Below are 12742 nucleotides of genomic sequence, written 5' to 3'. Positions count from 1 at the left end.
GCGCCCACCCCGGGCGGCGCCCCCCCCCGCCCACACCCCCCCCCCCCCGCCCCCCGCGCCCCCCGCGGGGGGCGGGGGCGGCGGCTGGGCGAGCCGCGTCAGCCCGACGGGGAGGATCGACAGCGCGGTGAAGGCGATGCCGATCATCGGCGCGTCCGCAGTCCTTATATCGATCAGCGCCAGTGTGGAGTAGCCGACACCGAGCCCAGCGACATAGGCGACGTAGAAAAAGGCCATGACCCTGCCGCGTATGGCGTTGGCGATGACGTCGTTCAGCCAGCTTTGCGCAACGATGAACAGGCCGCATATGGCAAAGCCGTAGAGCGCGCGTGCCGCGATCCACGACAGCGGGTGCGGCCCGGCCCCGACGGCCGCGTTCGACAGCACGATCAGCGCCGACAGCACCATGAACGCGCGAGCATGGCCGACGCGCCGCACCAGCGGACCGGTAAGGATGCAGCCTGCCAGGCCGCCGGCCGAAAGGCCGGTGACGATCAGCCCGGCCCAGGTCGGATCGAAGCCCTCGGCGCCGAGCCGGACCGGGATATAGGCGAACATCAGTCCGTTGCCGACCGCAACCAGCGCCATCGACAGGACGACGCTGGCAATAGCGATCGCCGGGGCTGGCGGGCTGCCCTGCGCCGGATCGCGTCTGGTCTGGTTTCGCTCGAGAATCGTCATGCCCGCGCAGGATCGCCTACAGATCGGGGAAAGACAGCCGCAAATGCGACATCAGCGGTCTTCCCTTCTTCCCTTGTGGGAGAAGGAGACTCCTATCCCTTAGCCATCTTGCGGATCGCGGTCGACGACAGTGACGAGCGCGGGCCGTGGATGAAGGTCCAGGCCGGCGCCTTCATCCGGGCGAGCCGCGGCGCGTCGCCCTCGTCGACACGCGCGTAATCGAAGGTCTTGGCGACAACCGACGACAGGAACGACAGCGTCGCGCCAGGGCGGTCGACAACCGCGATCGGAAACGTCATCACGATCTGGCGCCAGCGCTGCCAGCGGTGGAAATCGCGAAGCGAATCGGCGCCCATGATCCAGACGAAGTCGATGCCTGGGTTGCGCCCCTTGACCAGGGCCAGCGTGTCGGCGGTGAAGCGGACATAATGGGTCGCTTCGAAGGCGGTGACCTTGACCTTGGGGTTCCGGGCGATCTGCTCGGACAGGCGCAGCCGCTCGGCCAGCGGCGCCAGTTCCCGCGCGCTCTTGAGCGGATTGCCCGGCGTCACCATCCACCACAGCTGATCGAGCGCCAGGCGTCTGAGCGCGATCTCGGCGACCAGTGCATGACCGGCATGGGCAGGATTAAACGACCCGCCAAACAGCCCAACGGCCAAGCCCTTTTCGGCATGCGGCATCTTCAAATAGTGGGAAGGAACGAGCTGTTCGGACTGCGAAAGCATGTGTCAGGCACCCCCCTCTGTCCTGCCCTCTTTGCCAAACCTTGGCATCTCCCCCTCAAGGGGGGAGACTGGCGGCTTCATCGCAGGCGCAAATCTTGCAGCGTCGGCGATCGGCGAAAACAGAAACGACAGCCAATCTCCCCCCTTGAGGGGGAGATGTCCGGCAGGGCAGAGGGGGGTGGCTGGGCGCACGCCTCTCAGGCTCTAACGGCGAATAGCTTCAAGGCCTCACCTGTCCCGTCCCGCGCACGCGGTACTTGAACGAGGTCAGTTGCTCGACCCCGACCGGGCCGCGCGCATGCATTTTGCCGGTGGCGATGCCGATCTCGGCGCCCATGCCGAATTCGCCGCCATCGGCGAATTGGGTCGAGGCATTGTGCAGAAGGATCGCCGAATCGATCTCGTTGAAGAACCGTTCGACGGCGTTCGCATCCTCGGCGATGATCGCCTCGGTATGGTGCGAGGAGAACGTCTCGATATGCTCGATCGCGCCGACAACGCCGTCGACCAGTTTTACCGCGATGATAGCATCGAGATATTCGGTCACCCAGTCGGCGGCGCTCGCCGGTTTGGCGTCAGCAAATACTTTCAGCACCTCGGCGTCGGCATGGATTTCGCACCCTGCCGCGCGCAACGCCTCGAGGATCGGCACCAGATGGGTGGCGGCCACCGCGCGGTCGACCAGCAGCGTCTCGGCCGCGCCGCAGACGCCGGTGCGCCGCATCTTGGCGTTGACCGCGATCCTGACCGCCATGTCGAGATCAGCCGAGTGGTCGATGTAGAGATGGCAGATGCCCTCGAGATGGGCGAAGACCGGCACCCGCGCCTCGTTCTGGACGCGTTCGACCAGGTTCTTGCCGCCGCGCGGAATGATAACGTCGATATTGCCGGAAAGCCCTTTCAGCATCTCGCCGACGGCGGCGCGATCGGTGGTCGGCACCAACTGGATGGCATCTTCAGGCAAATTGGCCGTCTTCAGCCCTTCGACCAGGCAGGCATGGATCGCCGCCGAGGAGTTCAGCGAATCCGAGCCGCCGCGCAGGATCACCGGATTGCCGGCCTTAAGGCAAAGCGCGCCGGCATCGGCCGTCACGTTCGGCCGGCTCTCATAGATAACGCCGACGACGCCGAGCGGCGTGCGCACGCGTTCGATATGCAGGCCATTCGGCCGGTCCCATTCGGCAATGACATCGCCGACCGGATCGCTGAGTTCGGCGATTTCGCGGATGCCGTCGGCCACGGCGTGGATGCGCGCGGGATCAAGCTTCAGCCGGTCCATGAACGAGGCGGAAAGCCCCGACTTGTGGCCGTTCGAGATGTCGATGGCATTGGCGTCGAGAATATCCTGATCGCGGCAGATAATCGCCTCCGCCATGGCGACCAGTGCGGCGTTCTTGGCGGCGGTCGTGGCGACGGCCAGCGGTCGGGCGGCAGCCCGCGCACGTCGGCCGATATCGGCCATCAGCGCGGCAGTGTCGTCCCGGGATTTTTCATGCAGCTTCAGCATGGCTCATCCTCCACTGGTTACTTGCTCACCGGCCCATACTGGTCTGCGGGATGGCTCACCACAAGGTCGTCGCGGTGGATCATCGTCGATCGCGCTTCGTAGCCTAGCACGGTTTCGATCTCGGCTGTTTTCAAGCCAGCGATCCTTACGGCATCGGCGGCATCGTAGGCAACCAGTCCGCGGGCGATCTCGCGGCCTTCGGGCGACAGGATCGCCACCGTGTCGCCGCGCGAGAAATTGCCGCTGACCAGTTTGACGCCTGCCGGCAGCAGCGACTTGCCCGACAGCAGCGCACCGATGGCGCCGGCATCGACGGTCAGCCGGCCAGCCGGTTCGAGCTGCCCGGCGATCCACGTCTTGTAGCCTTTGACCGGATTGGCGCTCGGCCGGAAGAAAGTCGCCCGCTCGCCACGTTCGATCGCCAGCAGCGGCGACAGGCGGGTGCCTGATGTGATGATCATGGCGGTGCCGGCGGCGGTGGCAATCTTGCCGGCATCGAGCTTGGTGCGCATGCCGCCGCGTGAAAGCTCCGAAGCGGCCGCACCCGCCATTGCCTCGATCTCGGCGGTGATGCGGTCAACGACCGGAATGAACCGGGCTTGCGGGTCGCGCGCCGGCGGCGCCGTGTAGAGCCCGTCAATATCGGAGAGCAGCACCAAGAGATCGGCGCCCATCATGGTGGCGACCCGCGCCGCCAGCCGGTCGTTGTCGCCATAGCGGATTTCGGAGGTTGCCACCGTGTCGTTCTCGTTGATGACCGGCACCGCCTTCATCTTGAGCAGCGTCGAGATTGTCGCGCGCGCATTGAGATAGCGGCGGCGCTCTTCGGTGTCGCCGAGCGTCAGCAGGATCTGGCCCGATTTCAGGCCGCCTTTGCCGAGCGCATCCGACCAGGCACCAGCCAGCGCAATCTGCCCGACGGCCGCCGCCGCCTGGCTCTCCTCGAGCTTCAGTGCCCGCTTGCCGAGGCCTAAAATGGTGCGGCCAAGCGCGATCGCGCCGGACGACACGACGAGGATCTCGGCGCCACCTTCGGCCAGCACGGCGATGTCGTCGGCAAGCGAGGCCAGCCAGTCGCGCTTCAGGCCGGTCGTGCGGTCAACAAGCAGCGCCGAGCCGATCTTGACGGTGATGCGCCGGTATTTTTTCAGCGACTGCGCGGCCATTGCTATTTGTTCCAGCGCGTCTCGACCGGCGTGGCGACAGCTTCGCGCGCCTCGGCCACGACCGTCATCAGCGCGCGCAGAACGGCTTCGACGCCTTCGCCGGTGACCGCGGACAAAAGCATCGGCGCGCGGCCGGTGGCGCGTTTCAGCGAAGCAATCTTCTTCTTGCGTGCGTCGGCATCGAGCGTATCGACCTGGGAAAGTGCTACGATCTCGACCTTCTCGACCAGCCCATGGCCATAGGCATCGAGTTCGGTGCGTACGGTCTTGTAGGCCTTCCCCGGATTTTCTTCCTGCGCCGAGACGAGGTGCAGAAGGACGCGCGTGCGTTCGACGTGTCCGAGGAAGCGGTCGCCGATGCCGACGCCTTCATGCGCGCCTTCGATCAGGCCGGGAACGTCGGCGATGACGAACTCGCGCCCATCGATGCGGGCCACACCGAGGCCCGGATGCAGTGTGGTGAAGGGATAATCGGCGATCTTCGGCTTGGCCGCGGTGACGGCGGCGAGAAAAGTCGACTTGCCGGCATTGGGAAGGCCAACCAGGCCGGCGTCGGCGATCAGCTTGAGCCTGAGCCAGATGTTGAGCTCTTCGCCCGGTTGGCCGGGGTTTGCACGGCGCGGCGCCTGGTTGGTCGAGGTCTTGAAATGCTGGTTGCCGAAGCCGCCATTGCCGCCCTTGGCAAGCAGGAAGCGCTGGCCGACCACCGTCATGTCGCAGATCAGCGTCTCGTTGTCCTCGGCAAAGACCTGCGTTCCCGCCGGCACTTTCAGCGTCACGTCGGCGCCCTTGGCGCCGGTCATGTTGCGGCCCATGCCGTGCGTGCCGGTCTTGGCCTTGAAATGCTGCTGATAGCGATAGTCGATCAGCGTGTTCAACCCATCGACCGCCTCCACCCAGACATCGCCGCCGCGGCCGCCGTCGCCGCCGTCCGGACCGCCGAATTCGATGAACTTTTCGCGCCGGAACGACACTGAACCAGCGCCGCCGTCGCCGGAGCGGATGTAGACCTTGGCTTGATCGAGAAATTTCATCGGATTGCTGAGTTTCTGCTAGTGGCCTTGCGGCATTGCTCTAAACCTTCGGCACTGCTCTAAACCAAGGCGGGGCGAAGGGCGAGGCTGTTTATGAACATGGCCGGAGTCGCAATGCAGCTCGTAACCTACAACATCCACTACGGCGTTGGCCTCGACGGCCGCTACGATGTCGGCCGCATCGCCGATGCCGTGCGCGGCGCCGACGTAATCGCGCTGCAGGAGGTCTCGCGCAACAACCCCAACAATGGCGGCGGCGACATGGTGGCCGAGCTTGGCGAGGCGCTGCCCGAATATTTCGCCGTCTATGGCAGCAATTTCGAGGCCAATGTCGGCTCGCGTCTGGAAAACGGCCGCGCCATCACCACCACCTTCCAGCTTGGCAACATGGTGCTGTCGAAGACGCCCGTTCATCTGTCGCGCAATCTCCTTTTGCCGCGCAGCCGCAGTTTCGATGTGATGAATTTCCAGCGCGGCGCGCTGGAGGCGCTGATCGAGACGCCGCTTGGTTTCATCCGCTTCTATTCCACCCATCTCGACCATCGCAGCCCGGTCGAACGCGCCAGCCAAATCCGGTTTCTGCGCCAGCGCCTGTTGAACTACGCGATCGAGGGGAAGCCGCCATTCGCAGGCCGGCCTCACCTGAATCTCAACATGCCTAGAAATGCACCCAGTTCCTGAGGCTGGTCCAGGTCCTGCGATCGAGACGGTAGCGCTCGACCGGCACCTGGCCGGCGACGATCGAGTTCAGCATGCCCTGGCCGGCATACTGGAAGCCGCATTTGTGGATAACCCGGCGCGAGGCCGGATTGATGACCCGCGTCGAGGCATGCAGCACCTGGATCGCCGTCTTCTGGAAGGCGAGGTCGACGAGCGCGTGGGCTGCCTCCGTCGCATAGCCGCGCTTCCAGTAGGGCTCGCCGATCCAGTAGCCGAGCTCCAGCCCGCGATCGGTGGTGTTGAGTCCGGCGCAACCGACGAAGGTTTCGGTACCGGCCAGCGTCAAGGCATAGGCAATCCCGGCCCGGCGCGATGCCGTCATCGCAAGGAAGGCGCGTGCCTCGGCCTCGCCATAGGGGTGCGGCATGCGGGCCAGCATTTCGGCGACGTGGCGGTTGTCGGCGAGCACCACCAGTTGCTCGATATCGCTTTCGCGCGGCGCCCGCAGGACCAGCCGCTCGGTCACCAGGACCGGGCAATCTATCGCGTAACTTTCACCGTCTGTGTCTTCCGCTTCGGCAACCATGTCAGTCCTCCAGGCAAGAAAAAGGGGAGATGGAAACCCATCTCCCCTGATCCATTTCCTGGCTTTGCCAGACACCGGTTCCCGAGATGGGTGCCGGTGTTCTCGTACGGAACCGGCTACTCCGCGGCCTTCGTCATCGGGTTCACCGATACGTAGGTTCTGCCATTGGCTTTTTTGTTGAAGGTGACTGCGCCAGCTTCGAGCGCAAACAGCGTGTGATCCGTGCCAATGCCGACATTGGTGCCGGGATGCCACGTCGTGCCACGCTGACGAATAATGATGTTGCCCGGAATCACAGCTTCGCCGCCGAACTTCTTCACGCCGAGCCGCTTGGAATGGGAGTCGCGACCATTGCGCGACGAACCGCCAGCTTTCTTGTGTGCCATCTAACTAACTCCGATGCGCCGCAGGGCGCTTAAAAGGTCTTATGAACGCGTTCGCGTTCCGTTTCAAGTCCGATCCGGCGACGATTGCGCCGGCTCGCCTTACTTCTTCGCCAATTCCTTGGCCTGCTCGCGCCAGTCCGTGATCTGGTCGGTGCTGAACGGCATATGCTCATCGATCTTGGCGACATCCTTGTCCGACAGCTTGGCGATCTGCGCGAAGGTCGTGATGCCCTGTTCGTTCAACTGGCCGGCCGCAACCGGGCCGATGCCCTTGATCACGGTCAGATCGTCCGGCTCGCCCTTCGGCGCCTTGAACAGCGGCGCGGCAGTTTCGCTTGCCTTGGCTTCCTTCTTCGGCGCTGCCTCTGCCTTGGCTTCGGTCTTCGGCGCAGCCTTTGCCTCGGTCTTGGCCGCAGCCTTCTTCGTCGGCTTGGCACCATCCAGCAGGATCTCGGCGATCCGCACGGTGGTCAAAAGCTGACGATGGCCGATCTTGCGGCGCGAATTCTGCCGGCGGCGCTTCTTAAAGGCGATAACCGTGCGGTTCTTGCCCTGTTCGACGACTTCGGCGGTGACCGAGGCGCCGTCGACGAACGGCGCGCCGAACGTCACATTCTCGCCCTCGCCATGCGCGAGCACATGGCCGATCTCGACGATATCGCCGACCTGGCCTTCGACTTTTTCGATCTTCAGAAGATCGTTGGCGGCGACGCGATACTGCTTGCCGCCCGTTTTGATGACTGCGAACATTTTTTGCCTTTCGCTGTTCGGTCGGCCTTGATGAACCGCTTCAGGCGGTTCGGCCGTCTTTTTGTCAGTCTGCGGGTTCAAAAAACAAGCGGCGCGGAAGAACCCTCCACGCCGATTGCGCGCTGTCCCTAACCGAAGGTTCGGCGCGAGTCAAGGCAAGCGGTCGCAGGCGAGTCGCGAACGTGCTCAGGCTAAGCGGCGACAAACATCGAGAACCCGGGCGGCAGCCTGACAAGAAGCCGGTTCGCCGGGCAGATTGGCCTTGTAACCTGTCCGCCCAGCCGTTATCTAGTGCGCCGCGCCGACAACGGCGGACCATGACCGCGGAGAGGTGGCAGAGTGGTCGAATGCACCGCACTCGAAATGCGGCATGGGTGCAAGCCCATCGGGGGTTCGAATCCCTCCCTCTCCGCCAGAAACCGCCGGTCCTTTCTGGACTCATAGTTTTCAAGTCTGCACCGCGACGATAGAACCACGTGCCCGCAGCAGGAGAACCGCGTGCCCGCGGCAGGCGGTATTATCGCCGCCTCAGTTTCTGGATCAGGTCTTGAAAATCCGCGAGAGGAAGCCGCGGATCGGACGTTGCGGCTCGTATGCTGTTAGCCTCTGAACCTTTCAGCACTCGCCCGTTGCTGAGAACAACAAGATAGGGAGGAAGCATTCGAGCCCGAAGCCTTTTGGATACAAGGTTCCTCGAAATGGTTCAGGGCTTCGTTCGATGATTGCTGTAATCTGAGAAGAGCCAAGCCTCCCGCCTTGAATATTGCGAAACATTCCGCTGTCGAAACTAATGTCTTCGAACGCAATTGGGCGCTGCGATTGACATCTGATTGCCACATGCTTGCTCTTTGCTGGCCCGCCTCGACTGGTCACCGCAGCAAACAACGGAAGCTCTTTCTCCGAACCTTCGCTATCAATGAAGTGTGTCCATAGAATCGTTTGCGTCGGCTCCCGATCTTCGGGCTTTGCCATCGTTAGCTGTTCGCAGAATAGGACTTGAGGGTCTCGGGCGCTCCTTAACAGCGCCGCTATCTTCTCGGGCCTTGGGCGCTGGCTGACGCCCCAGAAAAATTCCCCATCGGAGAGCTGCCTTTGGAGGTCCTTCCATTTCAAAATTTGTTGAACAGTGAGACCGGCCTCTCCTCCAACTTTCGACCAGCCGAATCTTTTTGGCCAATTCGTCTTATCCATGACACTTTCTCTATCTTCCACTGCGGAATCCGCCCAAGGGATCAGCTCTGTAGGATTGAGCGATAAGCGAAGGCGAGGAACTGACGATGACGCGCAGTGCTGCGTTGGGTGGCTAAGCCCAAGTGGAGCCTGCGGGCATTACCTCATGATCTTCAGCCAAGAGAGCCACCTCGGGATTATGTTGATGATGTTAAAAACGCTGCTCGAGCCCTGTGGCGATCCGGTCCCGTTCGCCGGCTCGAAGGCTGACCTGCTTGACGCAGCGATGGTCGAACTCAATGGCGCCAAGTTCTGAGCAGCACCACGTGAGGGCTGAGACCCAACTTCGAGCTTGTTATCCAACATGTAGATGCCTGCGGCCAGTTGCATCGTAATCAATGCGTCCTGGAGGGCGTTGTGATACGCGCTCGTGTGGGCGGGCATACACATCAATTCTGCGGCCTCTTGCAAGCCGATCCGGCTGCGAACGTTACCACGCGTTCGCTCATAGAAGCACATGCGCTCCATGGTGCAGTACCATCCCGTGGTCGTCAGTCGCGGTTTCGTCGCCCGCCGGCACTCCGCATCGATAAAGGATCGGTCGAAAGTACAGTTGTGGGCTATGAGCGGGCGGCTTCCCACAAAATCTCTCAAGCCGTCGACGATGTCTGCGAAACGTTCTTCTCCGGCCACGTGGGCATCGGTTATTCCATGGACCGCAGAAGCGGCTGCGGGAATCCTGCACTCAGGATTGACCGTGCAGTAGTACGTCTTAACTTCATCTCCACTGTGAGCAATAAACCTACGGAAATCGACCCTCACTGCCCCGACCGAGACAATGCGATCTTTTTTGGGATCGAGGCCGGTTGTCTCGACGTCAATGATCACAGCTTCAGAGAACCCGCGAAACGGCCCATCCCCCTCAAACACTAATACGGCCCTCCAGACGGAGATGCTGCTGCAAATTCTGGCGGTGGTCAATCAACCAACTATCAAGGGTCTATCAAGGGTCTCCTGATGGTTTCCACTGCGCAATACGCCATCCGGCCTGCTGCTTAAAATGCAGTGTGCGCCAGCCCAGGGAGCACGGCATTCTGACGGAACCCCAATCACCTTTACCGTTCCGAAATCGACGCCGACGAATCTGTTCACCTTCGAGACGGGCCCTTCCGCCATCTGCGACTGATGAATCTGCCTCATGACGACATGCGGATTTTGCCGCCTAATCGATCGCCGGCGTCGTCACTTATTCTATTTCAGACATTCGCAACACTGCCGCGCAGCCGAGGAATGAGCATGGCCGGCAGGCCTGCGACAGTTCAGGACGATCAAAGGAGACAGACATGAACAAGCAGATCGGAATCGAGAGCACGGCGGAACCGCAGTCCAGTGTCGACTTTGGCCGGCGTGACCTCCTGAAGCTGACCGGCGCCGGCGTCGCCGCGCTCGGTGCGGCGTCGCTCTTCAGCATCCCCTTCGCAAAGGCTCAAGATATGTCAAACGGCGCCAACAACTTCTACACCAGCGACCAGGTGGCGCTCGAAAAGATTGCCTTCAAAAGCCAATACAAGATGAATGTCGCGGGCAACCTGTTCATTCCCAAAGACCTCGACCGCAATGCGCGCCATCCTGCGCTCGTCGTCGGGCATCCGATGGGTGCGGTGAAGGAGCAGAGCGCAAATCTTTACGCCACCAAAATGGCCGAACAGGGCTTCGTCGCCATGTCCATCGACCTGCCGTTCTGGGGCGAAAGCGAGGGCGAGGCCCGCCAGATCGTTTCGCCGGACGTCTACGCCGAAGCGTTCAGCGCCGCGGTCGATTTCCTGGGCACACAGTCATTCGTCGACAGAAACCGCATCGGCGCGATCGGCGTCTGCGGTAGCGGCAGTTTCGTCATCGGCGCGGCCAAGATCGACCCGCGGATGCGCGCCATCGCGACCGTCAGCATGTACGACATGGGGGCCGCGAACCGCGACGCGCTTAACCATTCGCTGAGCGTCGAGCAGCGCAACCAGATTATTGCTGCAGCTGCCGAGCAGCGCTGGGCCGAGTTTGAAGGCGGCGCGGTCGAATATACCGGCGGCACTGTACACGAGCTGACCGCCAACACCCATCCCATCCAGCGGGAGTTCTATGACTTCTACCGCACGCCGCGGGGTGAATTCACGCCCGCAAGCGCAAACCCGCAGATCACCACGCACCCGACGCTGACCAGCAATGTCAAGTTCATGAACTTTTACCCGTTCAACGACATCGAGACGATCTCGCCGCGCCCGATGCTGTTCATCTCGGGCGATCAGGCTCACTCGCGCGAGTTCAGCGAGGATGCTTACAAACGAGCGGCCGAGCCGAAGGAGCTTGTGTGGGTTTCCGGCGCCGGGCACGTCGATCTCTACGATCGCGTGGACCTGATCCCGTTCGACAAGCTGACCAGCTTCTTCAATCAGCACCTCTCCGCGTGAGCGGCGAGATGGAGCCTGCAGCGGAGGGAGCAGGCTCCATCAGCATGGATCGGAGATACGACAGCATGCTGAAATCACTGCTGAGCTCCGCTGTTATCGCACTAGGAATGGTTGGACCTGCCATGGCTCAAGAGCGAATTCGCATTTCTTCGGATTGGGGCGAGGTCACAGCCGATCTTGCCAATAACGAAGCCGCAAAATCTCTGGCGCAGATACTGCCGGTCACGATCGAGATGTCCGATCATCTGCGCCAGGAAAAGACCGGCAACCTGCCTTCCGCCTTGCCCGAACTGGCGCGGCAGCGCGACTTCTCTATCGGCACGCTTGGACTCTGGAGTTCCGATCATTTCGTGATCTACTATCGGAGCGGTCGCGTCCCGGCACCTGGCATCATTGTGCTCGGGCAGGTCGCTGGCGATGTCTCGATCTTTGATCGTCCCGGTCCCGTCACTGTCCGAGTTGAACGCGCCGACTGAACCTGCGCAATCCGCTCGTAGCTTGTCGCCGGAGGGCGAGCGCGGATTGAATAGCTGCCGCTAAATGAAGTCTCTGCATCCGCCTTCAATTTATCCGATACAATCGAGTTCCGGCTATAAGAAGGATTCATGAGTGTCGCGGCAGAATGTCAACGATCTGCTTGCGTTCCTTGCTGTTGCTCGGGAGCGTAGCTTCACGCGAGCCGCAGCCCGGTTCGGCATATCGCAATCGGCGCTAAGCCACACCATCCGTCAACTCGAAGCTCGCCTTGGCGTTCGCTTGCTCACACGCACGACGCGCGCGGTGGCCCCCACGGAAGCGGGAGAGAGGCTTTTGGAACGGATTGGGCCTCACTTTGACCAGATCGAAGTCGAGGTCGATGCGCTGAACGAATTGAGAGAAAAGCCCGCCGGAACCATCCGGCTCTCAGCGCCTGACTATGCAATCAGCAGCATCCTTTGGCCCAAGCTGAAACGCTTTCTCCCGAAATATCCCGACGTCAAGGTCGAACTCCTGCTCGACAACGGCCTCACCGACATCGTGACGGAGCGCTATGACGCCGGGATCCGCATGGGCGAACAGCTTGCGAAAGACATGATCTCCGCTCGCATCGGACCGGACTTCCGGTTCGCGGTCGTCGGAGCCAAGTCCTACTTTGCCGAGCATCCCGAGCCGGAGAAGCCGCAGGATCTCGTGCAGCACAATTGCATCAACTACCGTTTTCCAACGTCCGGGGCTCTTTATGTGTGGGAGTTCGAGGAGAACGGCCGCGAGATCAAAATTCGCGTCGATGGGCAGCTGGTCTTCAATAACATCTTTCATGTCCTGGACGCTGCGCTGGCCGGCCGCGGCCTCGGCTATGTTCCGGAAGAAATTGCCCTTCCTCACATCGCCAAAGGTCGGCTGGCCCGGGTCCTGGAAGGTTGGTCGCCATATTGGGATGGCTACCATCTCTATTATCCGAGCCGCCGGCAATCCTCACCTGCTTTCGTGGCCCTGGTCGATGCGCTGCGCCATCGCGAGTAACTATCGATGCCGCGGGCTTCGACGTTCTTGCCGCCGAAAGCCACGCCACGAAGGGCAACGACAACCCTCCTGACATCCTGGCTCGCAAGAGGGAGTGAACGGCCGAGGCTGC

At 62.0% G+C, this 12742-nt stretch carries 13 protein-coding genes, 1 tRNA gene and 1 pseudogene; 5 read left to right on the top strand and 10 right to left on the bottom strand.

Going from position 1 to position 12742, the window contains the following annotated elements; translation table 11 throughout:
- The 5 genes from NKH12_RS11805 to obgE form a co-directional block, all read right to left on the bottom strand.
- Nucleotides 1-681: MFS transporter (locus NKH12_RS11805; protein ID WP_352953264.1), on the bottom strand; the 681-nt coding region annotated here is incomplete at its 3' end.
- Between the two features lie 92 nt (nucleotides 682-773).
- Complete coding sequence (locus NKH12_RS11800) at nucleotides 774-1361, bottom strand: nicotinate-nucleotide adenylyltransferase (protein WP_352953266.1); 588 nt, start codon at nucleotides 1359-1361, stop codon at nucleotides 774-776.
- Nucleotides 1362-1626: 265 nt separating this feature from the next.
- Nucleotides 1627-2913: a glutamate-5-semialdehyde dehydrogenase gene (locus tag NKH12_RS11795; RefSeq protein WP_352953263.1), complete on the bottom strand. Its 1287-nt coding sequence runs from the start codon at nucleotides 2911-2913 to the stop codon at nucleotides 1627-1629.
- A gap of 17 nt (nucleotides 2914-2930) precedes the next feature.
- The gene (gene proB, locus NKH12_RS11790) at nucleotides 2931-4079 is read right to left on the bottom strand and encodes a glutamate 5-kinase (protein ID WP_352953262.1); all 1149 of its coding nucleotides are present in this window, start codon (nucleotides 4077-4079) and stop codon (nucleotides 2931-2933) included.
- Between the two features lie 2 nt (nucleotides 4080-4081).
- Nucleotides 4082-5113 (bottom strand): GTPase ObgE, encoded by a 1032-nt coding sequence (gene obgE, locus NKH12_RS11785; protein ID WP_352953261.1) that lies wholly within the window; start codon nucleotides 5111-5113, stop codon nucleotides 4082-4084.
- A gap of 114 nt (nucleotides 5114-5227) precedes the next feature.
- Between obgE and NKH12_RS11780 the strand changes: the two are divergent.
- A pseudogene (locus NKH12_RS11780) lies at nucleotides 5228-5728 on the top strand (endonuclease/exonuclease/phosphatase family protein); the annotation flags it as partial.
- A 43-nt stretch (nucleotides 5729-5771) separates the two neighbouring features.
- On the opposite strand, the gene NKH12_RS11775 reads toward NKH12_RS11780, so the two are convergent.
- The 3 genes from NKH12_RS11775 to NKH12_RS11765 form a co-directional block, all read right to left on the bottom strand.
- Nucleotides 5772-6359: a GNAT family N-acetyltransferase gene (locus tag NKH12_RS11775; protein WP_065011195.1), complete on the bottom strand. Its 588-nt coding sequence runs from the start codon at nucleotides 6357-6359 to the stop codon at nucleotides 5772-5774.
- A 116-nt stretch (nucleotides 6360-6475) separates the two neighbouring features.
- Nucleotides 6476-6745: a 50S ribosomal protein L27 gene (gene rpmA, locus NKH12_RS11770; protein WP_023678077.1), complete on the bottom strand. Its 270-nt coding sequence runs from the start codon at nucleotides 6743-6745 to the stop codon at nucleotides 6476-6478.
- A 99-nt stretch (nucleotides 6746-6844) separates the two neighbouring features.
- Nucleotides 6845-7495 (bottom strand): 50S ribosomal protein L21, encoded by a 651-nt coding sequence (locus NKH12_RS11765; RefSeq protein ID WP_352953260.1) that lies wholly within the window; start codon nucleotides 7493-7495, stop codon nucleotides 6845-6847.
- 325 nt (nucleotides 7496-7820) lie between these two features.
- On the opposite strand from NKH12_RS11765, the gene NKH12_RS11760 reads away from it, so the two are divergent.
- Nucleotides 7821-7910, top strand: a tRNA-Ser gene (locus tag NKH12_RS11760).
- A 200-nt stretch (nucleotides 7911-8110) separates the two neighbouring features.
- Here the strand turns inward: NKH12_RS11760 and NKH12_RS11755 are convergent.
- Entirely contained in the window at nucleotides 8111-8686 is a 576-nt protein-coding gene (locus tag NKH12_RS11755; protein WP_352953259.1) for a hypothetical protein, read from the bottom strand.
- Nucleotides 8687-8824: 138 nt separating this feature from the next.
- Nucleotides 8825-9646, bottom strand: coding sequence for a 3'-5' exonuclease (locus NKH12_RS11750; RefSeq protein WP_352953258.1), 822 nt, complete (start codon nucleotides 9644-9646; stop codon nucleotides 8825-8827).
- A 362-nt stretch (nucleotides 9647-10008) separates the two neighbouring features.
- Between NKH12_RS11750 and NKH12_RS11745 the strand changes: the two genes are divergently transcribed.
- The 3 genes from NKH12_RS11745 (at nucleotide 10009) to NKH12_RS11735 (ending at nucleotide 12630) form a co-directional block, all read left to right on the top strand.
- Entirely contained in the window at nucleotides 10009-11127 is a 1119-nt protein-coding gene (locus NKH12_RS11745; protein ID WP_352953257.1) for an alpha/beta hydrolase, read from the top strand.
- 65 nt (nucleotides 11128-11192) lie between these two features.
- Nucleotides 11193-11603, top strand: a complete 411-nt coding sequence (locus tag NKH12_RS11740; protein WP_352953256.1) for a cyclophilin-like fold protein — start codon at nucleotides 11193-11195, stop codon at nucleotides 11601-11603.
- Nucleotides 11604-11736: 133 nt separating this feature from the next.
- The gene (locus NKH12_RS11735; RefSeq protein ID WP_352953255.1) at nucleotides 11737-12630 is read left to right on the top strand and encodes a LysR family transcriptional regulator; all 894 of its coding nucleotides are present in this window, start codon (nucleotides 11737-11739) and stop codon (nucleotides 12628-12630) included.
- Nucleotides 12631-12742: the final 112 nt, after the last annotated feature.

It is taken from the genome of Mesorhizobium sp. M1322, assembly GCF_040318085.1.
GTDB lineage: Bacteria > Pseudomonadota > Alphaproteobacteria > Rhizobiales > Rhizobiaceae > Mesorhizobium.
This window is presented reverse-complemented; position numbering and strand designations above follow the sequence as displayed.

Bases quoted from the DNA above. Each gene is read 5' to 3' on its own strand.
- NKH12_RS11755 (WP_352953259.1), bottom strand. From the start codon at position 8,686: ATGGATAAGACGAATTGGCCAAAAAGATTCGGCTGGTCGAAAGTTGGA.
- NKH12_RS11775 (WP_065011195.1), bottom strand. From the start codon at position 6,359: ATGGTTGCCGAAGCGGAAGACACAGACGGTGAAAGTTACGCGATAGAT.
- NKH12_RS11740 (WP_352953256.1), top strand. From the start codon at position 11,193: ATGCTGAAATCACTGCTGAGCTCCGCTGTTATCGCACTAGGAATGGTT.
- NKH12_RS11795 (WP_352953263.1), bottom strand. From the start codon at position 2,913: ATGCTGAAGCTGCATGAAAAATCCCGGGACGACACTGCCGCGCTGATG.
- proB (WP_352953262.1), bottom strand. From the start codon at position 4,079: ATGGCCGCGCAGTCGCTGAAAAAATACCGGCGCATCACCGTCAAGATC.
- NKH12_RS11745 (WP_352953257.1), top strand. From the start codon at position 10,009: ATGAACAAGCAGATCGGAATCGAGAGCACGGCGGAACCGCAGTCCAGT.
- NKH12_RS11800 (WP_352953266.1), bottom strand. From the start codon at position 1,361: ATGCCGCATGCCGAAAAGGGCTTGGCCGTTGGGCTGTTTGGCGGGTCG.
- NKH12_RS11765 (WP_352953260.1), bottom strand. From the start codon at position 7,495: ATGTTCGCAGTCATCAAAACGGGCGGCAAGCAGTATCGCGTCGCCGCC.
- obgE (WP_352953261.1), bottom strand. From the start codon at position 5,113: ATGAAATTTCTCGATCAAGCCAAGGTCTACATCCGCTCCGGCGACGGC.
- rpmA (WP_023678077.1), bottom strand. From the start codon at position 6,745: ATGGCACACAAGAAAGCTGGCGGTTCGTCGCGCAATGGTCGCGACTCC.